This window comes from Geobacter psychrophilus (assembly GCF_056821595.1).
In genome coordinates this window covers 2,326,054-2,345,422 of the sequence record NZ_JBXDTU010000004.1, presented here as the reverse complement: position 1 = coordinate 2,345,422, position 19,369 = coordinate 2,326,054, and the positions used below count along the sequence as shown (strand labels likewise).

Annotated in this window: 27 protein-coding genes and 1 pseudogene; 14 read left to right on the top strand and 14 right to left on the bottom strand. The window is 51.8% G+C overall.

The annotated features are described in order from the left end of the window. Window position 1: 1 nt before the first annotated feature. The 12 genes from ACOCF6_RS13490 (at window position 2) to ACOCF6_RS13435 (ending at window position 9,410) form a co-directional block, all read left to right on the top strand. Window positions 2–2,443 carry an AAA family ATPase gene (locus ACOCF6_RS13490; protein WP_482460855.1) on the top strand — a complete coding sequence of 814 codons (2,442 nt, stop codon included), beginning with the start codon at window positions 2–4 and terminating at the stop codon, window positions 2,441–2,443. A 52-nt stretch (window positions 2,444–2,495) separates the two neighbouring features. Then, window positions 2,496–3,575 (top strand): restriction endonuclease, encoded by a 1,080-nt coding sequence (locus ACOCF6_RS13485; RefSeq protein WP_482460854.1) that lies wholly within the window; start codon window positions 2,496–2,498, stop codon window positions 3,573–3,575. A gap of 1 nt (window position 3,576) precedes the next feature. Then, window positions 3,577–3,969, top strand: coding sequence for an HIT family protein (locus ACOCF6_RS13480; RefSeq protein ID WP_482460853.1), 393 nt, complete (start codon window positions 3,577–3,579; stop codon window positions 3,967–3,969). Between the two features lie 2 nt (window positions 3,970–3,971). Further along, entirely contained in the window at window positions 3,972–5,033 is a 1,062-nt protein-coding gene (locus tag ACOCF6_RS13475) for an HNH endonuclease (protein ID WP_482460852.1), read from the top strand. 115 nt (window positions 5,034–5,148) lie between these two features. Continuing rightward, window positions 5,149–5,412 carry a WGR domain-containing protein gene (locus ACOCF6_RS13470; RefSeq protein ID WP_482460851.1) on the top strand — a complete coding sequence of 88 codons (264 nt, stop codon included), beginning with the start codon at window positions 5,149–5,151 and terminating at the stop codon, window positions 5,410–5,412. Window positions 5,413–5,685: 273 nt separating this feature from the next. After that, window positions 5,686–5,958 (top strand): hypothetical protein, encoded by a 273-nt coding sequence (locus ACOCF6_RS13465; RefSeq protein ID WP_482460850.1) that lies wholly within the window; start codon window positions 5,686–5,688, stop codon window positions 5,956–5,958. Continuing rightward, window positions 5,951–7,039, top strand: coding sequence for a tyrosine-type recombinase/integrase (locus tag ACOCF6_RS13460; RefSeq protein ID WP_482460849.1), 1,089 nt, complete (start codon window positions 5,951–5,953; stop codon window positions 7,037–7,039). The genes ACOCF6_RS13465 and ACOCF6_RS13460 overlap by 8 nt, the downstream gene beginning before the upstream one ends. Then, a complete protein-coding gene (locus ACOCF6_RS13455) occupies window positions 7,036–7,512 on the top strand; it encodes a hypothetical protein (protein WP_482460848.1) in 477 nt (158 codons plus the stop codon). Before ACOCF6_RS13460 ends, ACOCF6_RS13455 begins: the two co-directional genes overlap by 4 nt. A gap of 191 nt (window positions 7,513–7,703) precedes the next feature. Beyond that, a complete protein-coding gene (locus tag ACOCF6_RS13450) occupies window positions 7,704–8,174 on the top strand; it encodes a helix-turn-helix domain-containing protein (protein WP_482460847.1) in 471 nt (156 codons plus the stop codon). Between the two features lie 31 nt (window positions 8,175–8,205). Further along, window positions 8,206–8,565 carry a hypothetical protein gene (locus ACOCF6_RS13445; protein ID WP_482460846.1) on the top strand — a complete coding sequence of 120 codons (360 nt, stop codon included), beginning with the start codon at window positions 8,206–8,208 and terminating at the stop codon, window positions 8,563–8,565. Beyond that, window positions 8,552–9,067 (top strand): hypothetical protein, encoded by a 516-nt coding sequence (locus ACOCF6_RS13440; RefSeq protein WP_482460845.1) that lies wholly within the window; start codon window positions 8,552–8,554, stop codon window positions 9,065–9,067. Before ACOCF6_RS13445 ends, ACOCF6_RS13440 begins: the two co-directional genes overlap by 14 nt. After that, window positions 9,057–9,410, top strand: a complete 354-nt coding sequence (locus ACOCF6_RS13435; protein WP_482460844.1) for a hypothetical protein — start codon at window positions 9,057–9,059, stop codon at window positions 9,408–9,410. The genes ACOCF6_RS13440 and ACOCF6_RS13435 overlap by 11 nt, the downstream gene beginning before the upstream one ends. Window positions 9,411–9,513: 103 nt before the next feature. Here ACOCF6_RS13435 and ACOCF6_RS13430 read toward each other — a convergent pair whose 3' ends face one another. Genes ACOCF6_RS13430 through ACOCF6_RS13415 form a run of 4 tightly spaced genes read right to left on the bottom strand, consistent with a single transcriptional unit; the run spans window position 9,514 to window position 11,620 of the window. Continuing rightward, the gene (locus ACOCF6_RS13430; protein ID WP_482460843.1) at window positions 9,514–9,993 is read right to left on the bottom strand and encodes a putative molybdenum carrier protein; all 480 of its coding nucleotides are present in this window, start codon (window positions 9,991–9,993) and stop codon (window positions 9,514–9,516) included. Further along, on the bottom strand, window positions 9,990–10,766 hold the full coding sequence (locus ACOCF6_RS13425) for a nucleotidyltransferase domain-containing protein (RefSeq protein WP_482460842.1): 777 nt from the start codon (window positions 10,764–10,766) through the stop codon (window positions 9,990–9,992). The genes ACOCF6_RS13430 and ACOCF6_RS13425 overlap by 4 nt, the downstream gene beginning before the upstream one ends. A 2-nt stretch (window positions 10,767–10,768) precedes the next feature. After that, window positions 10,769–11,389: a hypothetical protein gene (locus ACOCF6_RS13420; protein WP_482460841.1), complete on the bottom strand. Its 621-nt coding sequence runs from the start codon at window positions 11,387–11,389 to the stop codon at window positions 10,769–10,771. 3 nt (window positions 11,390–11,392) lie between these two features. After that, on the bottom strand, window positions 11,393–11,620 hold the full coding sequence (locus ACOCF6_RS13415; RefSeq protein ID WP_078788926.1) for a DUF2188 domain-containing protein: 228 nt from the start codon (window positions 11,618–11,620) through the stop codon (window positions 11,393–11,395). 171 nt (window positions 11,621–11,791) lie between these two features. Here ACOCF6_RS13415 and ACOCF6_RS13410 point away from each other — a divergent pair, with 171 nt between their 5' ends. Together ACOCF6_RS13410 and ACOCF6_RS13405 are read left to right on the top strand one after the other, a co-directional pair. Next, on the top strand, window positions 11,792–12,928 hold the full coding sequence (locus ACOCF6_RS13410; protein WP_482460840.1) for a helix-turn-helix domain-containing protein: 1,137 nt from the start codon (window positions 11,792–11,794) through the stop codon (window positions 12,926–12,928). Further along, window positions 12,909–13,430 carry a hypothetical protein gene (locus ACOCF6_RS13405; RefSeq protein ID WP_482460839.1) on the top strand — a complete coding sequence of 174 codons (522 nt, stop codon included), beginning with the start codon at window positions 12,909–12,911 and terminating at the stop codon, window positions 13,428–13,430. The genes ACOCF6_RS13410 and ACOCF6_RS13405 overlap by 20 nt, the downstream gene beginning before the upstream one ends. A gap of 122 nt (window positions 13,431–13,552) precedes the next feature. Here ACOCF6_RS13405 and ACOCF6_RS13400 read toward each other — a convergent pair whose 3' ends face one another. The 10 genes and pseudogenes from ACOCF6_RS13400 to ltrA all read right to left on the bottom strand — a co-directional run bounded on the left by ACOCF6_RS13400 (window position 13,553) and on the right by ltrA (window position 19,330). Beyond that, window positions 13,553–13,690, bottom strand: coding sequence for a hypothetical protein (locus tag ACOCF6_RS13400; protein WP_482460838.1), 138 nt, complete (start codon window positions 13,688–13,690; stop codon window positions 13,553–13,555). A gap of 140 nt (window positions 13,691–13,830) precedes the next feature. Further along, window positions 13,831–14,205: pseudogene (radC, locus tag ACOCF6_RS13395) on the bottom strand (RadC family protein); the annotation flags it as partial. 197 nt (window positions 14,206–14,402) lie between these two features. Further along, window positions 14,403–14,915, bottom strand: coding sequence for a CHC2 zinc finger domain-containing protein (locus ACOCF6_RS13390; protein ID WP_482460837.1), 513 nt, complete (start codon window positions 14,913–14,915; stop codon window positions 14,403–14,405). Between the two features lie 35 nt (window positions 14,916–14,950). Continuing rightward, window positions 14,951–15,406, bottom strand: a complete 456-nt coding sequence (locus ACOCF6_RS13385) for a hypothetical protein (RefSeq protein WP_482460836.1) — start codon at window positions 15,404–15,406, stop codon at window positions 14,951–14,953. Between the two features lie 89 nt (window positions 15,407–15,495). Continuing rightward, entirely contained in the window at window positions 15,496–16,017 is a 522-nt protein-coding gene (locus ACOCF6_RS13380) for a hypothetical protein (protein WP_482460835.1), read from the bottom strand. 1 nt (window position 16,018) lies between these two features. Beyond that, a complete protein-coding gene (locus tag ACOCF6_RS13375; protein ID WP_482460834.1) occupies window positions 16,019–16,717 on the bottom strand; it encodes a hypothetical protein in 699 nt (232 codons plus the stop codon). 84 nt (window positions 16,718–16,801) lie between these two features. Next, a complete protein-coding gene (locus ACOCF6_RS13370; protein WP_482460833.1) occupies window positions 16,802–17,014 on the bottom strand; it encodes a hypothetical protein in 213 nt (70 codons plus the stop codon). Beyond that, window positions 17,011–17,445 (bottom strand): hypothetical protein, encoded by a 435-nt coding sequence (locus ACOCF6_RS13365; protein ID WP_482460832.1) that lies wholly within the window; start codon window positions 17,443–17,445, stop codon window positions 17,011–17,013. The genes ACOCF6_RS13370 and ACOCF6_RS13365 overlap by 4 nt, the downstream gene beginning before the upstream one ends. Window positions 17,446–17,521: 76 nt before the next feature. Beyond that, a complete protein-coding gene (locus ACOCF6_RS13360) occupies window positions 17,522–17,920 on the bottom strand; it encodes a hypothetical protein (protein WP_482460831.1) in 399 nt (132 codons plus the stop codon). Window positions 17,921–17,926: 6 nt separating this feature from the next. Continuing rightward, entirely contained in the window at window positions 17,927–19,330 is a 1,404-nt protein-coding gene (ltrA, locus tag ACOCF6_RS13355; protein WP_482460830.1) for a group II intron reverse transcriptase/maturase, read from the bottom strand. Window positions 19,331–19,369: the final 39 nt, after the last annotated feature.

Below are 19,369 nucleotides of genomic sequence, written 5' to 3'. Positions count from 1 at the left end.
CATGCAGATACTCTCCATTCATCTCAAGAACATCAAATCACACCGTGACACCAGTATCGATTTCTCTGCAGGAATCAATGTCCTGTCCGGACCGAATGGTGTCGGCAAAAGCACCATCTTTGAGGCCATCGGGTATGCTCTGTTCGGCGTTGATGCTCGGGACTTCGTCTCCAACGTTGAGCGGTTTCTGACCATTGGCACCAAGCGAGGTGAAATCAGCGTCACCTTTCAAACCAATAATGGTGACATCTGGCAGGTCACTCGCACGGTCGGCGCTCCGACCAAATGGCTTCTGGCCAGGAATGTTGGTGGCGCCTTCGAGGTAGAGGAACACGCCAAAATCGAGGAAACCGAGGCCAGGATTGCTGAACTGCTCGGGCTGGATAATGGCCGACCTCTGGCGGATCAGTTCAAACTGGTGATTGGCCCCTTTCAGAACGACTTCCTCGGCCCGTTTATTATCAAGCAACCGACCAAACGGCAGGAGGCATTTGACGAGATCCTTGGTATCGACGCCTGGCGTAAGACCTACAAAGGGACCAGTGTCATGCTGTCGGCATTGCAGGAACGAGTGAAGATCCTGACCGCAGAAATTACCGAAAAACAGGAGCGGCTGGCAGTGGTGCCCTCTCTGACGGCTGAAATGACGCAAACCACCAATGATCTTGTTACCCGGAAACAAAGCATTTCTGATAAAGAGGCAGTCCTTGTCACGGTCGAGGCACGAGTAGTGGAACTCGATGCAGCCGAGAAGGTTGTGATTGCCCTGGCCAATGAGGTGCAGTTGCTTGAGAGCCGAATCAAGGACGGCAGTGGAAAGACTGCAGAACAAAAACTCCGGATCAACGAGAGCGTGCAGGCACAGAAGATAGTTGAGGAATCAAAGGCCGGAAAAGAAGCTTTTGACAAGATTGAAATGCAATTGGCTGAACTACGGCAGAAAGAACAACAACGGAGGGCCATTGAACAGGACATAGTGGCTCTGGAAAAAAATGCCCAGAAGTTGGGGCAAAAACTGGAGCACGAACGATCCGAAATCCAGAATGCTAATAAACAGTTTGATGCCGAACTGACGGCCATTCACACCAGTCGTACGCAATTGCAACCTGATGCCGCGTTGACCGCATTGGCTGCCCAATTGCCAGATCTGCGCAAACAGATTGACCTGCTGAAGGGACAGCGCTCTTTGCTCGATGGTCGGCGAGAGAGCCTGCAAGAGGGCAAAGAAAAACTGGCAGAAGGTGTCTGCCCATTTTTTCAGGAACAATGCCATAACATTGCCGGTTCGCAGCCTCGAGATGTCTTCAGTACTCGATTAACGGATCTGGAGCAACAGGCTGCGGACTTGGATCGGCAGCTGACTCAGCTCGCTACGCATTTCACCGATGCTGAAAAAGCTGAGAAAGAGATTACCAGTCGTTCCATACGGCTACAGGAACTGGATAAACAAGAGGTCGGCGTGACGACGCGGCGGGAGAAGAACCGTGAGCGTCAGGTTGGCCTTGAGACTATCAAAACGCAGCATGCTGAGGCTTTGAGGAACGTCGAAACCAGCAAGGAAGCACTTGCCGCTTTTGGGAATCTTGATGCTGCAATTGTTACGGCAGAACAGGAACGGCAGCAACACCAGGCAACACGGGATGCTTATACCGCTAACCTGAATGTTGCACAGGATCTGGACTCTCGCCAACAGCGACTCCAAAAAATGGAGCTTCTGTTGGCTGACCTTACCAAAGAGCAGAAAGAGAAACAGATTGAGCTGGCAAAGCAGCAGAGCGGTTTTCAGCCTGAATTGCTGCACCAGGTGCGAAGCGAAAAGGAGCAACTGCTTGCCGATGTGGCAGGACTCAAGCAGCAGGTCGTCGATCTGGATAAGAATGCCAAGCGACTGACCACAGAGATTGAAAAACTACAGAAGGTGCAGGCGGATATTGACGCTAAACAGGCCGAATGCGCCTCTTGCGCAGAGAAGGAAAAACTGGTCAAGTTCCTGCGAAATCAGGTGTTCAAAAATGTTTCGGCACAACTATCGGAGCGTTTCCGCGAGGAGATCAGCCTGCGTGCGGACCGGATCTATCGTACCATTGCCGAGTCGGATGAAGAGCTGTACTGGGGCGACAATTATCAGATCGTGCTGAAGGATATGTACGACGGAAACCTGCGGGAGCGGACTGATGACCAGCTATCCGGCGGGCAGATGATGAGCGCGGTGGTGGCCCTCCGCCTGGCCCTACTGCAAACCATTGGTGCGCGGATTGCATTTTTTGACGAACCGACCTCCAATCTGGACGCCACCCGCCGAGAAAACCTGGCACAAGCCTTCCGTGCCATTGACGTTGGCCGGGAGGAGGTGACGGAACACTGGTACGATCAGCTGTTCCTTGTCAGCCATGACGTTGCTTTTTCTGAGATCACTGACCAGATGATTGATTTGGGTGAATAGTGGTTAGTTGTACACAATACTATAGCTGAATTCGGAATGTTACGGAGATATGATGGCACGAAAGAAAACAAGTCCATTTGAAGATATGATTCTGATCGTCAGCAAGCTGCCATGGTGGGCAGGTCTTGCACTGGCAGTCGTTTCCTATCTGGTGCTGCATGCAATTGCTTCACGACCCGTCATGCCTGCAGCAACTTCGCCTGGCCAACTGGGCGATGCCATGGCAAAGGGGCTTTTCACTACTATGGCAATGTTTGGCCAGTTTGTACTTCCTATTGCTTTTGGTTTTGGGGCTCTTCTTTCCGGAATTTCAGCAATACGCCAAAAGAAACTCTACGATAAGGTGGCTGCGCGACCAGGAGTTGCATCTCTGAACGAGATGAGTTGGGGCGATTTCGAGAGATTCGTTAGCGAGTATTACCGGCGCAACGGATTCCAGGTGACACGCGAGGGTGGCAACGGTCCTGATGGAGGCATTGACCTGGTTCTCCGTCAGAAAAGTGAAACGTATCTTGTCCAATGCAAACAGTGGAAGGCCTACAAGGTCGGAGTGCAACCGGTGCGGGAGTTTTATGGTGTGATGACAGCGCGTGGTGTTGCCGGTGGATACTTCGTGACGTCCGGGGAATACACGGAAGAGGCCAAGACTTTTGCACAGGGTCTTAATCTCACCCTCATTGATGGTCGTAGGCTCCGCCAGATGATCGATGTTGCCAGTAAAACGATTGCTGTATCGGCACCATCATCAGTTCCAACGCCCGCGCCGTCACAATCAGCAGTGACATCGCCTGTTTGTCCAAAGTGCAGTTCAGAAATGAAAAAACGCGTGGCACGACAAGGTGCAAATGCTGGTAAGGAATTCTGGGGATGTGTTGCATATCCTAAATGCAACGGGACAAGACAGATAGAGATCCAGTCCAAAATTACCAGTCAATCTGAGTCAGTATTGCCGGAGGCGGTTGTGGTAGAAAAAAGAACATGTCCTGATTGTGGGAGTGAACTCGTCTTACGCCAATTTCAGAGTGGTCCAAAAGATGGCCAGCAATTCTATGGATGTGTTCCGTGCAAGAAGGGATGGCCTGTCGAACAAGTCAAGGGGGAAATGGTATCTGCCCCTGAAATGAGCTATTAACATGGAGAACACCTGTCAATCTGCTTGCCCATTCTGCAATTTGGACAACTCCAGAATATTAAAGACTAACACCCATGCCATTGCCATTTACGATGGCTACCCAGTTTCCCCCGGTCACTGTCTGATCATTCCGAAACGTCATATAGCTTCATTCTTTGAAGTGACCAAAGAAGAACAGACTGCAATACTCGACTTGTTAGCTGAATTGCGTGAATCCCTGAAGAAGCAGCATAACCCTGATGGCTTCAATGTAGGCATCAATGACGGGACTGCTGCCGGACAAACTGTCATGCATCTGCACGTCCACCTGATCCCGCGCTACGCTGGCGACATGCCTGATCCTCGCGGTGGAGTGCGCTGGATCTTCCCGGATAATGCAGCATATTGGAAATAGCTATGGCGATACCAGCTGCTGAAGAGCAACTAAGATTCATAACAAACATTCAACGAATCCTCGATGAAGGATCTTTCGTAGCGACGTACAAATTTGCCTTGATCATGTCCCTTGCCGACTATGCAGTTGAAAACGGAGATGATTCCGGTGATCCGTTAAAGTTTACGACACGAGATATTGCCGAGAGCTTTGCGGAGTATTACTGGCGACAAGCTGTACCATATTCTCACGGCAATCTGCAGGCTCCCGTCCGGGTTCTGAAGCAGGGGACTGGGCAGCAGCCGGTTGTATTGAGCCGAATAATGGATCTTCACAACTTATTCAATGGTTCGTTATCCGCTGCTCGGAAGAACGCTAAAGCCTGGGATGCCTTACTGAACAAGGTAGCTGCGATCATTGCTCAGATGCCTCTTTGGAAGCTTCAAGTGGTGGGTCGTTCAATTGTTCCGTTTTTGTACGAACAGCACGGGAGCGGTAATACCATCAATCTCCATCCCGGAATAGTCTACAACTTCAGAAGATTTTACGATCTTATTCGAAACCTGGTGCAAGGGGCGTGGATTCGCCACATCAGAATGCTCAACCTTGATATTCTGGGAGAGTCCGATCTAGCGGAATTTCTTTTCGGTGCGGAACGAACTGTACTACCAGGACTTCGCACTGTACTCAAAGATGTTCAAGCCGATGATTGTTTCTATTGTAAAGGGAAACTCCGTGAAGGTGGAGACATTGATCACTTTGTTCCGTGGTCTCGTTATCCATTGGATCTCGGGCACAATTTTGTTCTTGCCCATGCGGTCTGCAACAGAAGTAAAAGAGATTTTCTTGCAGCTCCTTATCATCTGGAAAACTGGCAGAAAAGAAATCAACTCCACGGCAAGGCACTAGCGCAGGAGTTCGACTCACGCAGCATTCTTCATAATCAGGAGGCAACCGAAAAGATTGCCTTCTGGGCCTATTCACAAGCTGAAACAGCAGGCTCAAACCTCTGGTTCCGTAAAGATGATGTACTGCCAATAGATCAAAGTTGGCGACACATTATAGCCGTCAGCCAAAGTAGTTGACGCAGTTCGCATAATGCCATCAGTCCAGTATTTACAAGAAAAACCCCGCCTCACCTTCCCCCCCAATAGATATACATAATAGAAGCACAAAATTTCCGCTGCCATTGAGACGATAATGTCGGTCACTTCGAAGTTCACTGGTTACTGCCGGTGTCAACTCGTCCTGATCAACCCGGCACTGAACCGCCGACGGATCTACTTCCTGGAGATCTGCCAGGGACTATTCCATGTCGTGCTGTTCAGGGCATGGGGAAGAATCGGGTATCGGGTGCGCTGTAAAGAGGAATGGTATCCCAAAATTGAGGACGCCGTTAAGGAGGCCAATCGTCTTTATCGGCAAAAGATCCGTAAAGGTTATCAGGAGACAACTCTGAAATGAGCCGCCTGTTTCTTGTGCAATCCGATTAAGTCGTTGAAACCTCCTTGGATGCTCAACCCTCATCCACAGATTCAAGGGTGGTTCTCAACGAGACTTGTGGAAAACTCCGGGCGACGTTCTCTGTCAATCTTCGACAAAAATCAGGAATCGGCTGAATTAAGCGGTTAACTATACATTTCCCCAATTATGTATAGGTATTCCGCCCAGAAAGACGGCCAACTGACTGGCCGGTTTTACGTCACACTTCGACAGGAAATTACAAGGGGGGTCAGGTTGTCAAAGATCACGGAACGCGCTCTCAGCAAAGCGTGTATTTCAGCAAACAACAATCAGCTCAAATCCTGGGACTCGGGCCTGAAGGTCGAGCGAACCGGGACCGGGTTCACCGTCAACCGTCTTTATCGACGTCCACGGCCAGACCGGGTGCCGAGTGTATCGCTCTACCACGGCCCCCCTCGGGAGATCATGGCGTTCATCAGCGGTTTTGTCAGCGCCGTAGTGCACACGTCACTTACCAGCATCGAATCGGAGCATCCGCATGAATAATGATATCATCCTGACCGGTGGCCCCCATTCGGCACTGATCTCCAGCCAGATCCCGGACAACCTGCCAGCGGATCTTGAAGCCGCAGTACGCAACTGGCTGGAACGTGAAGTTGCCCTGGGTGATCCACGCGAAGACACGATCAAAACCTACACGTCTCACCTCAACCATTGGCTCCGCTGGTGCACCGCCCGCAGCATCACTCCGTCTGCCGTAACCCAGTCCGATGTGGAGAGCTTTCGCCACGAACTCATCCAGGCCGGCATGAAAGCATCGTCAATCGCGGTAAAGCTGACCGTGATCAGACGGTTTTACCAAGTCGCCATGAACCGGGGGTTGATCGCCATCAATCCGGCGGCCAATGTTCGCCCCCCTGTCGCACGGGAAGCTAAATCTGAGCAAAAGCATCTTACTGCCGGACAGGCGGAACTGCTGATCATGCACCTTCCCGTACTTGGCAGCATCAAGGGGTTGCGCGACCGGGCCATCATTGCACTTATGCTGCTCGAAGGACTCCGCCGTGTCGAAATCAAGCGGGCCAATGTCGAAGACATCGAAGCCGTCGAGGGTGGTGTGCGTATCCTGGTCCACGGCAAGCGCAAAGACGGTTATATCTACCCCCGGGAAGATACAGTGGCCGCCATCCGGGCCTACCTTGCTGCCAGGGGTGAGGTTGTCGTCGAGGAAACTACCATCCATCACCGGCAAGTGTTCGTTACGCCAATGTTTCTCAGCGTGCGCAAGAATGGGCGAGGCAGGGGTCGGATATCGCGTATCGGCCTCAATAGTGTCATTGACGGCTACCTGAGCAAAGCCGGACTGAAACGGAAACGGGTTTCCTGCCATGCTCTTCGGCACACCTGCGGCACAATGTTATACGATGTCACCAAGGACATCCGGGCCGTTCAGGATACCTTGCGCCATGAAGACATCAGCACCAGCGCCATCTATGCCGCCAGTGGCCGGGAGCATAAACGCTTCACCAGGAAAATTCCTTTGGCAATCACTACGGCGCCGCCATCGCCGGGTGGTGATTCAAACATACAATCCGCTCCAGACCAGGAGACTGAGGTGTCGCCATGATTCTCTGGGACCACGAAGGCAAGCCCGTTGTCTGTGATCAGAAGGATCTCACCCCTGGAGTGCTGACCATGATCTCCGGGATAAGCGACCACTTCGATCGTGGGACTTGCCCTTTTTGTAATAGAAGCTATTCTCAGGAATTGTCATGTCATCACCTGCGCAACATTCTTCCGGTTGATGGCGATGCTTACTGGCATCGGGCATTCATCAGAGTTGACTGCGCACGGTTCCAGACCGTTTGCAACAATGATTTGCTGGAAGGACCGCCGGAGCAACTCTGTGAGTCATGCAGAAAGTCTGTCGCGAAAGATGAAATGGTGCATGTGATGTTTGTTGAAGAGGGGGACCTGCGGGTTCGAGTAGCGTCCTACTGTTGCGATTCCTGCGCATCGGAACATTGGGAGTACGAATTGAAAAGCCTCCGGGAGAAAGAGGCCGTGCAGAGTTGGCTGCGGGAATCATCTGCGTCATGACATACAGCAACGCTGTACTTGTGCTCAGCGATTGTCACGAGTCTATGGGACGGCAGAAATAATCATGAAGGCGCTAAAAGGAGACCTTCTCCTTGTTCTCGGTAAGTATTCAGGCTTGTCGTCCGTGATTGACAAGGAGCTGAGTGACATCAAGGACTCAACGGTACAGAGCATAGTTGGGAGGCATTCGGATGCCATCTGAACTTGAAAGTATTGCACAACGACTGAAACAGCTTCGCAAGCATTTCGGCAAGAGCCAAAAAGAGATGGCTGAGACTTTGGGTATCAGTCTGCCAGCAATCCAGGCATATGAATGTGGGCGCAATTACCCGGGCGGCAATGTCTTTATGGCAATAGCAATGCTCGGAGGCAACGCTAACTGGATACTCACCGGGAGCGGCAAAATGCTGATAGCAGACGAGGAAGCCAAGCAAATTGACGAAGCACTTTCAAACACTGAAAAATGTTGCGCCACATGCCGGTACTGGAGCGACGAATATCTTGGTATTAAAGAGAACAGCGACCTTGGCGAATGCCTCCGCTTCCCTCCTCTAACAAACGGCACCCGCCGGGAACCACCTTCTGCAATAGCCGAAAATACCGTATTCCCGGTGACAGCAATGGTGCGCTGGTGCGGGGAGTGGGCGACTGCCGTCATGTAGTCGAAGGAATACAATCAAGGAGGGTCGAATCATGACGCATAGGCTCCATCAACGCCGATATAGAGAACTTCGCCGGAAGTATACCGAGAGACAGCGGGAAAACGGTATCCGCGATCTCTGGCCGAAAGTACAGGACAAGACGGTGACTCCGGAAGAAAAGCGACTGTACGCGGAGCTGGCAGAATTTGGCTCGCTCAAACTGTATTTCGAGGAGCCTGGCATCAAGGAAATGCTGGAAACAGTTTGGGCCGGCGACCGGGCTATCCAGGATCTTGCCCAACGCGGTGTGTCCATGTCGGACGAGCAGCGGCGGGATCTGATGGTAGCATTCGTTCGGCAAGGGTTTGATATGTTTGGAAAGGCAAGAAGGGAAGGAAATGAGTCAAACTGAGGAAATCATCCTTGACGCAGTGCGCGAATTATCAGAGGAAAACGAAATAGGCTTGACCGAGGCCGATTGCGCCGACATGGCTCAGCGATGCCTGACAAACCCGATATTCGTCAGAAAATATGCGGGTGTCACCCTAACCCACGATATCGTCAAACGATTCCTGGCAGAAGATTATGGTTCTTTTGGTGGCATCGACGCCTTTGCCGGCAAGTACCGCACCGAGGACTGGTACCAGCAGCAGTTCCTGATGATCAAAGACCTGGAATCGGCATTCGAATCATATTGCCAGAAAGAAAGTCCACCACCCTTTGTGTCTGAAGCAGGTCGGTTTTACTGGTTTTTGTCGTCAGTACAGATGCTGGAAGATTACATGTCCTGGGCGGAAGGAAACAAACGGCTTGGATACGTCACGAAGAGAAAAGCCATGAGGATAGCTCAGAACTGGGACAATGTGTGTCGAGTCGAAGCAGACGCGGAAAGGGCTGTCGGTCATGGCAGGTAGAACCAGCGGACAAAAAACAACTACCTGGTCTGAACTGGACGAGCAGGAATTTGCCCGCCTCCAAGCCAAGTACGAAGCTGAGGGCGATCTGTCCGAAGATGAGCACCTTCGGGCGAACGACTTGTTCCGCAGGAAATCAGAGAACTGGTACCAGACAGACCCGGTGTACCGCAAAGCAACCGACAAGTTCAACCAAGGAGTAGATCTGGTCGAGCGAATGGGCAAGTTCTTGCGGCAAGAAGAAAGAATTCGACTCATAACGCCTCTTTTTCTGGAAGCATTGGTAACGATGCAGGCCGCAAGGTCAAAGGAAACGAAAGAAAACGCCGATGCTACCCAATAGACTACACCTGCTTCATGACATGGAACATCTGTCAACCGGCACCCTTGTTATCCGAGGGGAAGGAGTGTTTTTACGACATTGATGGCGTCCATGCTTGGTCTTTCTACTCTCCGAGGCCAGCTTTCGTGAAAAACTCCTCCAGATACCTGAAGGTCAATAGGTATACCCCGGGAGTTTTGCTTTCCCGCGGTCCGGCAATGTTCAAGACCCTGATCTCGTTCTTGTCGAGCCATTCCGCCAATGTGCTCAAATCCGGCATTTCGGTATCCAACTGGATCACCATGTGCGGTTTGTTATGCATCCTGGCGCATTCCACGGTCAGGCGAGTTCCCCCGGTCAGCTTGCCAATATTGAATATCAGCGTTCCATCTGATTCAATGACGTTCCTCTCGGTGCGAACCGAATAGCCGCCTTTGGTCATTTCCACGAGAGGATAGTGCTCCGGTACGGTGCCATCCTCGGCCAACCGTCCCTTGGGGCAGTATCCACCGACCGGAAACCCGGCTTTTATTGCCGCATCAAGACCGGCCCGGTCGGCGCCGGTCTGGCCGCCGGACACAATTTTATTCAGTCGTATCTTCACGGTTTACCACCCCATACGGTTTGCAGCATTTCACGGAAGAGCAGATCCAAGGCATCGTAATCAGCAACCGGTGTCTGCCTCTTGCCGGACAGCAGGCTGTAATGATCAAGCATCTGATCGATGAATTCGTTCAGCACCGGGATCTTGGGAGCCGTATCCAGTTCGTTGCTCGACATCTTTTGTTTCAACAAGTCGTCGATAGCTTCATTCAATGTTACGGATGGGCGAGCGTCGGTGACAAGATTCCTGAATTCGGTAGGCGGCATGGTACCGTGCTTTTCTATCCAGAGGCAGGCGAGTATCGGCCGTAGCACGTAAAGATATTTCTTCAGCCTGACGACCTCCCCTTTCAGATACTCCCGATAGTTGCCCCGCGCCATGTGCAGGTAGTGGAACATGCTGCGCTGCGGCTGAAAGGCCGTGGTCAGCATCTCGCGTAATTTCCCGGCGAGTCCAAATTCATCCTGGTAGATGATCGGGGAGCCGAGCCACTCAAGGAGCGGCGGGTTGGACTTGCTGAAAAGACCCAGAGCTTTTCTGAGATCCCAACCGCTGATGTCGAGATCATTGGAGATAGGGCACTCGATCACGTCTCTCCGTTCACGGATGGATAGATACCAGTCTGGCTTATTCAAGTAGATGAATCGTACATCGTAGTCACTGTTACGGGAGGCAAAACCCCAGGCACGGCTACCGGATTCTACTGCATAGAGTATACGAACGTCATGGTCAGTTTCGATATTCGAAAGTTGCTCAAGAATTATTTTATTCATGTCTACCTATTTTTTGGGGGGGGCGGCGATGTGGAGGGACCTTGCCCGGTTGAAGGTGTTGGAAGTTTGGGTGGAGTATAACCAGCATCCGGCTTTGGGTTGGATGGGATTTGAGCCGGTGCATATCCTCGATTACCACCTGAAGTTGCGATTTTATTGTTCATATCCATGTACCTTTTGACGTTGAATGACGTGAAAACAATCGTTAATACCAATCCGGTGACAAACAAAACTCCGGAAACCATGTTGAGATATTTTGTTCTTTCGGCATGCTGGTTTGGCAAACCGGCATTTTCGTAGTCCATAGCAATATGCGATTCAAGGCGTTGTTGCTGCACATCAATGGCTCTTCTGCTTTCGTACTGTGAAATAAGAACGCATGCGATAGAACTTCCAAATGAACACCAGGCAATTATGATGATTGGCAAGTCAATGACATCCTTCAGGGGAACAATATCTTTGAGGAATGTCATGGACAAGGCTAGTGCTCCTGCAGAGAGCGTCAATATGGCTTTGTCAGTGTTCTCACTCGCCGACTTGCCCGCTTCCCACAGATGTTTACGATACTCCAGAAAGAGAGCATCATCATTATTTTTTCTCTCTACTCGGCGTCGATGCCGCATCTACTAGCCTCTGGGAGGGAACGGATCGTTGCCGTGGCTGTCAGAACCGGAAATTTTCCCATCCCTGTTGTGGATAACGAATTCTGTTTTCTGGTTCTGACTGATTATTCTCCCCTGATCAATAGCCTCCCTCTTTGTTTCGGCATGAACTGACGCTCGCTGCGCACCAGCCTTAACAACATCCCACCCACCGCTGGAATTCGGTACTACGTGATGTTCTTTTCGAGACATGGCAAATCTCCTTTAAATGTTATGACACTATATGTGGCTCCCATGTTATGCCTTCACCCAATATATTGTGTCATACGGGTTTTGTCAACCAACCATATAATAATTTATTATATTGTTGACGCGCAAGCATAATTTATTTATATTTACTGATAGCAGAAAGGGGGGATTTTGATGTCGAGAATGGAGTTAGCGGAGCGCCTGCGAAAGGCTCGGGAGGTCGTCGGATTGTCAATCGGCGAAGCTGCAACACGACTAGGCTTCAGCAATTACCAAACGTTAAGCAATATCGAAAAAGGGGAGAGAGAGGTTAAGGCTAGCGAATTAGCGCTTTTTGCCAAGACCTACTTCTGCAACCTTAACAATCTGCTAATGGGAGAAGAGGTCCCGCAACCTGCCGTACATTTTCTATGGCGACGGGCACCATCTGAGAGAAAAGCAGAAATTGAGGCCTCAATTAAACACAGATTCGAGGAGTACCATCTTCTGGAAAAACTGCTTGGATTGACTGATGAAGGAACTGGTCTCGCAATAGCGGTTTCACCGGCAGACATTCGAAATTACTACCAGGTCGACGCCCTAGCAGCTAAAGTGAGCAATCTTCTCAATATGGGAAGCAGGCCGGCATTGTCACTCCAGAAGATAATGGAGCAGGTACTGCGTACGAAGATTCTCTTTGTGGAGTTGTCAGAATTTGGCTCGGCGGCCTCAACAGTTCACCCGGAATTTGGCGCAGCTATCGTTGTTAATCGTGAAGAAGCCCCTTGGCGAATCAATTTCACGCTTGCCCACGAATTATTCCATATTATTACCTGGAATACGTTCAATCCTGCTGATCTTGAACAGGATGACGTCTTGTTCAAAGACATAGAGAAAAAGGCCGAGCGATTTGCCTCAACTCTTCTCCTGCCGGAAAGCGCTGTTCGAGAAGAACTGAATGCACGGATAAAAGAACAGAAACTTTCTTTTTCGGATATCGTTGATGTAGCCCGGGAATTCGGAGTTTCAACGCAGGCGTTGCTGTATCGTATGGCCAACATGCGCTTGATCGAATGGGAGAAGGCGAACGATCTAGCGAAGAACGATGAGCTTCTTATGATTGACCGGCGTATCAGAAGTGATGCAAATAACGAAGCCCCCTCCTCGGAAAGATTCTCACTCCTGGCAGTAAAATGTCTTCGTAAAGGACTGATTTCTCGCGGTAAATTTTCTGAGCTACTTGAAATCGATCGCGCAGACATCGATGAGTTCCTAGAATATCGAGGATTAAGCGAGGAGGAGGGCGAGTCGATTGAAATTATGGCTTCTTGATGCTGATGTAATCATCAAACTTCTCGAAATTGATGTATTCGACAAATTGGTCGACATGCATGATCTACATGTCGCGTCTACTGTTGTCGTTGAGGTTAAACATTACAAGAGAGACGGACGAAAAATCTTAGTAGATTTTCGTGCGCAATACATTGACGCAGGACGTGTGACAGAGACCTCCGCAACTGCTAATGAGATGCAGGAAGTACTAAAACGTTTGCCCCCGCTTAGGCGACAGAGCATCCATGCGGGAGAAACTGAATCGCTAGCAGTTTTAGTTCGCCAGGAAGAACTTACCATATGCACATTCGATTCGGCGGCAATAAAGACACTTCCTTTTCTGGATGTTACCGAACGCGCCGTTTCTGCGGAACGCCTCTTACGAACTTCTGGTTTGACCCTGTCACCGGGATACAGGCTTGATCCCAGGCTGAGCGAAGAGTACTTCAGGTCTAATATCGAACAGGGCTTGCGGGAATTTGTTTATTCCCACTCAGGCTGAGCAAATAGGCTTCGGCTAGATTATTGTGTATTGCCTCAGCTAGACTATTGTGCTGAAAATAAAGTAAGGCGACCACTTGGGCCGCCTCTATCCAGGCCGGATGGGTATCCGGACTGAAGATGCTAGTAGGGTTTCACTCCCGTAAGTATGGCAAGAACTTCAAATTCGCCGCCTGCAAGATTGCTCCTGTGCAGCGCCTTCTCGAATTCCTCCCAACTCAGCGTGAACTCCCTACCGTTAATGCGTGCTCGAACTGACATGACTCTATCCCCCTTATCGTTGTGATGGCGGCCCAAAAGGGCTCCCTACAACCACCGCGTGGACGGTGGCTCTAAGGAACCCTTTTGGGCTGGGGGAAAAGTCGAGGGAGGGCGTTTGAGCGCCGCTCCCTCATTATTATTTACAAGAGTCCCCGTTCGACAAAGCTCAGGAACTCGTCATCACCGACTATGATGTGATCCAGCACCTTGATGCCGAGAATCTCGCCACTTTCCTTGAGACGTCTGGTAATGGCGATGTCTTCCTGGCTGGGTGTCGGGTCACCTGTAGGGTGATTATGCACGAGGAGGACGGCTGCCGCATTCGAGAGGCATGCCGTTTTGAAGACCTCGCGGCTATGGACAATGGCCTGATTAAGTGAGCCAATCGATACTCGATCGAAGCAGACGATCCGGTTTTTCCCGTCCAGATGCAGAACGATAAAGTGCTCCTTCGTCTCCAAACGGAGATCCCGGAACATCTCGAATACCTGTTGAGGCTGCGTAAACCGCTTCGATACCCACTGCGGTGCGTCATCTCTGACAACCTCGTTGCGGTAACGGGCTTCGATAGATTTTATGAAAATTCTTTTTGTTGTCGGCTCTACTGGTTCTCCGAAGAGATTGAGATTCATGTCCGCCTCCTAAAATGTTGAGGGCGGACTCCCCCAGGGGCAGTGTCCGCCCCCATAGGGTTGATTGTTATTGATTCAGGTTACTGGAGAGTCAGTACGGCCTCCCGAAAACTCACACCATCCAGCTCCATCGTGGCGCTGATCGAATCCCATGACCGATTGCAGACAAAGCAATGGACATGGTTATCGTAAAGCGCCATGGACGGATTGCGGTCCTTGTGAAACGGACAGCAACGGTACCGCCCCTTGGAAAACTCGATGATGCTGGTGATGGGATACTGACGGGCCTGGTCGATCATCTCCGGGGTTATCCCGCCGGGTGCCTGCACCGTCTCCTTGCCGTTGACATGGTTGAGAAGCGCTGTTGCCTCCCGTTTCAGGGGGCGCAGCTCCTTTTCCTGGTCTCTGATGAAGGATTCAGTCAGGGCCTTGACCAGCGGATCAGAACTTCGCTCGAACCGCCGTTGGGCTCCCCAGATTTCACGCTCCAGATGTTTAATTTGCGGTTGTATGAAGGTAAGCCGGCGCATGATCGCATAGCGTTCCGGTACGCCGAATTCCTTCGCCGCAGAGATGACAGTTTTAACAGTCATTCTTCTCGCACCTCCTGTAGTGTAATGGCCTGTGTTCATGCTGTACCTCCAACTACTCGTACCGAACGAAACGGAGTTCCCCAGACAGCTTCGCCGCCTGAACTGCTCCGGGATTTGATCTCCAGGTGGCATGGTATCCACCCGGTCGACCGACCGACGATGAAACGTCGGCGATCTCCGTAGCAGTCGATGACCTCCACACGTTTTCCCTCCAGGCCGATCAGATCGGCTGTAAGGTCAACACGCGAGCGCCATCCTGTGGCTATATTCTTCTGGCGGGCTTTATCAACCATGTCAGCATACTTGCGATAAGCTGCCATGGTGCCGCGTTCGTTCGGGACAGGGGAATGTGCAGGAGAGTTCAGTTCAGTTGCCAGGGCTGCCGCCTTCTTCAAGACAACATCGAAGCCCAGGCAGGTATAGAACTCGCCATGGTCGAGAACATAAACACCGCCGGCGTAACCGGGGTTGAGAGTGATTTTAGTGGGCATGATCTGTCTCCTTTGCAGTAAGGCGGGGAGACAAACTTCCCCCTCGGGAGGTGTCGTGTCTCCCCGCAGGTTGAAATATAGTTGTTGGGTCAGTCGCGCAGTCGTTCGTCCCAGCAGCATTCGCCAATAAAATGGGCGAAGTCGTCCCGCTGGTAGAAGATGCGTGCTGATGATTGCGGAATCATGCTGCCGCAGCCGACGCACTTCACGGCCCGTTCAATGGGACTGTCTGCTACCGTCAGTTCCCGGATGAAGGTTTCATCGCAGCTCTGACATTCAAAAATCTCCCGGTCAATCCCCAACAGGGTGTCGGTTCGTGAGATTTCCAGAAAACAGCCGCATACCGGGCAGCCGAGATGGTCGGCGTCACCATGTTCCGCATTTCTCTCATGTTTGTAATTGTTGCGGGCGACGCGTAAATTCTCCTCAAAGTTAATCTCCATCCGCTTACAGAAGTGCATCAGGTCCGTGAGCATGTCTTTAACGTCATCTTCGTCGCCATCGAAATCCCGTCCTTCGAGTGTCAGGCAGTAGGCCTGCATAACCGTGTCGATTCGGTCGGCACGCTCCTCGTTGGTCGGTTCGTCTGTCGTTCGCTCAAGAGGGCTCATGTCACCACCCCCTTACGTTCATTTGATTGAGAACCATTCCCAGATCGATTCCGGACTCGGTAATCTTCTCGATGTGTCCTACGGCATGGGCAATTTCGCCGCTGCTCTGGGGAACCTTGAGGAGACATTCTTTCTCGAACCCCTCGACATCGTAGTCGAGAATAATCACGTCCATTTCCGGAATCTGCTCCGGTGCATTGCTGACAATGCTCTGCACCAGACCGCCTTCGAGGACCACGCCGACAATCGGTTTGGACGGAGGTGGATCTTCCGTCTGAGGGCCGATATCGCCGGTTTCTGTTTCGCTGATCCGCTGTTCCAGCCATTGGCCGGTAAAGCTGTACTGGATGTCATCAGCGGTGATAAATACTGCTCCGCCGCCGAAGCCATCCGGTCTCATCCGCGAACAGGTATAGGCGCTTTCCTTGGAGATCCAGGGAAGTTCACCGTTGGAACGGCGAATGATCTCCTGGAGCCTGCTGAAAAGATCGTCCTCACTGAGTTCGATCTCCTCACCATCGGGTTCCTCGGAATCGAGGTAGCCGTTACAACACCATTCATCCGCGTAGAGGTAGAACTTGTCCTCGCCGTCGGATTCAAAGGTGATGCTGAACGCCTCGATAATGCGTCGGTCCTCGTCGTTGATCAGGTGTTTGGGAATGGAAGGTTGGAATACTGATTGATTCATGTAGTCTGCCATGGTCTGTCTCCTCTGTTTGATGGTGCGGGGAGACAGAAACCCCGGAGGGAGACGTATCTCCCCGATGGGGTTGGCGATTAATTGTCAGGAAACTCTTCTGATAGAGCCGCCCTTGTCGGTGTACCACCCGGGAGGAACCGTGAAACCGTCGCTGATGACGAACATCATCTCCGGTTTGTGCTTGTTCCGTACCAGGTAGTAACCGCGGCCTTTTGCATCAAAGGCTTCATAGGCGGTCATGCCAGCGGGGTCATTGACGGGTTGCCACTCAAGAGAACTCAGATCTTTCCCTCTCATGGTGATTCACCTTGACCGGTCACATCTGTGCAAGTTTCCCGTTCATCATGGATGCCTGGCTCGTCGAGCACTACAAGCAGCACCGTGTCGGTTTCCCACCGAACATCAGTATGTTTGTAATAGCCCGACCAGAAGAAATCACTGTCGGTGACGTTCAGAGTATTGCACTCCATCCGTCCCTCGAATTCCTTCAGGGCTACCTTGCCGTTGTCCAGCTCGGCATCCCAGTCAGCCGCCATGAAGTCACAGGCATGGTTGAATTCGCTGATTTTGTAGGCTTTCATCTGCCTTACAACCACCGCAAGTTTCTTGATCCGCTCGATGAGTGTGGCATCAAGATCGATGACGGCGTAGTCAGCGTTGTCAGAGAAGAACTCGCTGTTGTCGTGAACGGGAATGATGATGCGTTTTCCTGTGATTGTGTCTGTCATTACAGTCTCCTTGTTGTATGCGGAGACCGATCACCCCGGCGGGGAATCGATCCCCGCGAGGGTAGTGATGTATGTTCTAAGCGCGTTTCCGCAGTGGTGCGGGTGAACGCAGATAGACACCGAACAGGGTGAACTCCAGGGCTCCAGAATCCAGCAAGGTCTGGTACATGCCGAATGGCAAGTCCCGAGAGACCTCTCTGCCGCCTTCACAATGGATGACGGAAATGGATGGTGGAGTTGGAGCAGGTTCCGGTCTGATGACCGGCAGTTGGATGATGTTATTCTTGATCGGTGTCGTTGCTTTGTTGTCCCCCCTGACTCGGGCATTCTCGTGCTGGGTCATCTTCTTCAACAGGGACGACGGGTCCGTGTAGTTAAAGTTCCCCTCCTTGAGCGCTTTTGTCATCAGGATCGGGTAGGAGGCGGGGTTGCCCCCGCCGTCCTCCCACACCACCGTGCGTACGGTTCCGTACACGGCGGTTCATGAAGTGTGTTGAAGTCGGTGGTGCTGGTTCATGAGTGATACCAATCCCAGTTTATCGAAGTAGGATTTCGGAACAGCTTTGTTCATGTGCGAGGCCCCTGCATTCCACCAGGGGCCTCGGCCGTTTGTGGCCGAACGCCATGCCGTGGCTTCCGATATTCCCCGGCGCATCAGGTTCTTTGCTCTCGTGTAGGGGCGCTTCCACTGTTTCCAAAGAATGCGACGCAGTTTCCGCCTCAGCCAGCCGTCCAGTTCTTCGAAGATCCCTTTCACTTCCGCATGGCGAAAGTAATTTATCCACCCTCTCAGTTTCGGGGTCATCTCTTCGACTGTGGTCCGGATGTTCCTACCCTTACCCCGCCTGAAGATCGTTTTGAGGTTTGACTTGAGTCTGGCAACCGCTTTCGCGGCCACGGTAAGTCGTGGTTTCTTGTGCCAGGTCATGCTGTAGCTCAGAAACGATCTTTTCCACGGACGATCAACCGCGCTTTTGGCTTGGTTGACCGTGAGCTTGAGCCGCTCGGACAGGTAGCTGGTGATAGAGACCATGACTCTTTCTCCGCTTTTCCGCGTGGCAACGTAGATGTTGCAGTCATCGGCGTAGCGACAGAAGCTGTGGCCCCTTCCTTCCAGTTCCTTGTCCAGTTCGTCGAGGAGGATGTTGGACAACAGCGGAGAGAGCGGACCGCCTTGCGGCGTGCCTTCTGTTCGTGCTGTTGTTAATCCTCCTTCGAGTATTCCTGCCTTGAGGTAGCTGTCGATAAGAGACAGTACCTGTTTGTCTCCAACCTTACGTTTCACCAGCGACATCAGAGTGTCGTGGTGGACTCGGTCAAAGAATTTCTCCAGGTCGATGTCAACCACCCATCTGAGGTCATTCGCTACATGCTTCTGTGCAGCTTTGACCGCTTGATGGGCGCTCCTCTTGGGACGAAACCCGTAGGAGCTTTCAGAGAAACCAGGATCGAACAGCGGGTTTAGAACCTGCTGCACTGCCTGCTGAATGAGTCGGTCGCGAACGGTGGGGATTCCCAGCATCCGTGTGCCGCCTCCCGGTTTGGGAATTTCTACTTTCCGCACCGGTTGCGGGTGGTATGTTCCCGCCAGCAGTTCTTCTTTGATGCGCGGCCATTCTTCTTGTAGGTAGCCTTTCAGGGCAGTTACCGGCATCTCATCGATACCGGGCGCGCCTTTGTTGGATACTACACGGGAGTATGCCGCCATCATGTTGCCGCGACTGATGATCTTCTCCATCAGTCCCGTTGCCGCTTCCGGCCAGTGAGTTGCTTTCCTTCCCGTGACGTTTGCCGCACCATTCCCGGCCACTCGCGGTTTCTGACCGCTACCCTCCGGGATGGCACCGAGCATCTCAACCCGGTCTTCTGCTGCTCCTGTCATCATCGAAATTCAAGGCTCCTGTCCGTTTACTTCATGTTCGGC

What these genes read in the sequence shown, in the direction of transcription:
- ACOCF6_RS13445 (WP_482460846.1), top strand. Translation starts at nt 8,206, where the DNA reads ATGACGCATAGGCTCCATCAACGCCGATATAGAGAACTTCGCCGGAAG.
- ACOCF6_RS13435 (WP_482460844.1), top strand. Translation starts at nt 9,057, where the DNA reads ATGGCAGGTAGAACCAGCGGACAAAAAACAACTACCTGGTCTGAACTG.
- ACOCF6_RS13410 (WP_482460840.1), top strand. Translation starts at nt 11,792, where the DNA reads ATGTCGAGAATGGAGTTAGCGGAGCGCCTGCGAAAGGCTCGGGAGGTC.
- ACOCF6_RS13455 (WP_482460848.1), top strand. Translation starts at nt 7,036, where the DNA reads ATGATTCTCTGGGACCACGAAGGCAAGCCCGTTGTCTGTGATCAGAAG.
- ACOCF6_RS13415 (WP_078788926.1), bottom strand. Translation starts at nt 11,620, where the DNA reads ATGTCTCGAAAAGAACATCACGTAGTACCGAATTCCAGCGGTGGGTGG.
- ACOCF6_RS13370 (WP_482460833.1), bottom strand. Translation starts at nt 17,014, where the DNA reads ATGAGAGGGAAAGATCTGAGTTCTCTTGAGTGGCAACCCGTCAATGAC.
- ACOCF6_RS13385 (WP_482460836.1), bottom strand. Translation starts at nt 15,406, where the DNA reads ATGCCCACTAAAATCACTCTCAACCCCGGTTACGCCGGCGGTGTTTAT.
- ACOCF6_RS13485 (WP_482460854.1), top strand. Translation starts at nt 2,496, where the DNA reads ATGGCACGAAAGAAAACAAGTCCATTTGAAGATATGATTCTGATCGTC.
- ACOCF6_RS13420 (WP_482460841.1), bottom strand. Translation starts at nt 11,389, where the DNA reads ATGCGGCATCGACGCCGAGTAGAGAGAAAAAATAATGATGATGCTCTC.
- ACOCF6_RS13490 (WP_482460855.1), top strand. Translation starts at nt 2, where the DNA reads ATGCAGATACTCTCCATTCATCTCAAGAACATCAAATCACACCGTGAC.
- ACOCF6_RS13460 (WP_482460849.1), top strand. Translation starts at nt 5,951, where the DNA reads ATGAATAATGATATCATCCTGACCGGTGGCCCCCATTCGGCACTGATC.
- ACOCF6_RS13380 (WP_482460835.1), bottom strand. Translation starts at nt 16,017, where the DNA reads ATGAGCCCTCTTGAGCGAACGACAGACGAACCGACCAACGAGGAGCGT.
- ltrA (WP_482460830.1), bottom strand. Translation starts at nt 19,330, where the DNA reads ATGATGACAGGAGCAGCAGAAGACCGGGTTGAGATGCTCGGTGCCATC.
- ACOCF6_RS13440 (WP_482460845.1), top strand. Translation starts at nt 8,552, where the DNA reads ATGAGTCAAACTGAGGAAATCATCCTTGACGCAGTGCGCGAATTATCA.
- ACOCF6_RS13480 (WP_482460853.1), top strand. Translation starts at nt 3,577, where the DNA reads ATGGAGAACACCTGTCAATCTGCTTGCCCATTCTGCAATTTGGACAAC.
- ACOCF6_RS13390 (WP_482460837.1), bottom strand. Translation starts at nt 14,915, where the DNA reads ATGACTGTTAAAACTGTCATCTCTGCGGCGAAGGAATTCGGCGTACCG.
- ACOCF6_RS13400 (WP_482460838.1), bottom strand. Translation starts at nt 13,690, where the DNA reads ATGTCAGTTCGAGCACGCATTAACGGTAGGGAGTTCACGCTGAGTTGG.
- ACOCF6_RS13365 (WP_482460832.1), bottom strand. Translation starts at nt 17,445, where the DNA reads ATGACAGACACAATCACAGGAAAACGCATCATCATTCCCGTTCACGAC.
- ACOCF6_RS13425 (WP_482460842.1), bottom strand. Translation starts at nt 10,766, where the DNA reads ATGAATAAAATAATTCTTGAGCAACTTTCGAATATCGAAACTGACCAT.
- ACOCF6_RS13475 (WP_482460852.1), top strand. Translation starts at nt 3,972, where the DNA reads ATGGCGATACCAGCTGCTGAAGAGCAACTAAGATTCATAACAAACATT.
- ACOCF6_RS13470 (WP_482460851.1), top strand. Translation starts at nt 5,149, where the DNA reads ATGTCGGTCACTTCGAAGTTCACTGGTTACTGCCGGTGTCAACTCGTC.
- ACOCF6_RS13450 (WP_482460847.1), top strand. Translation starts at nt 7,704, where the DNA reads ATGCCATCTGAACTTGAAAGTATTGCACAACGACTGAAACAGCTTCGC.
- ACOCF6_RS13375 (WP_482460834.1), bottom strand. Translation starts at nt 16,717, where the DNA reads ATGGCAGACTACATGAATCAATCAGTATTCCAACCTTCCATTCCCAAA.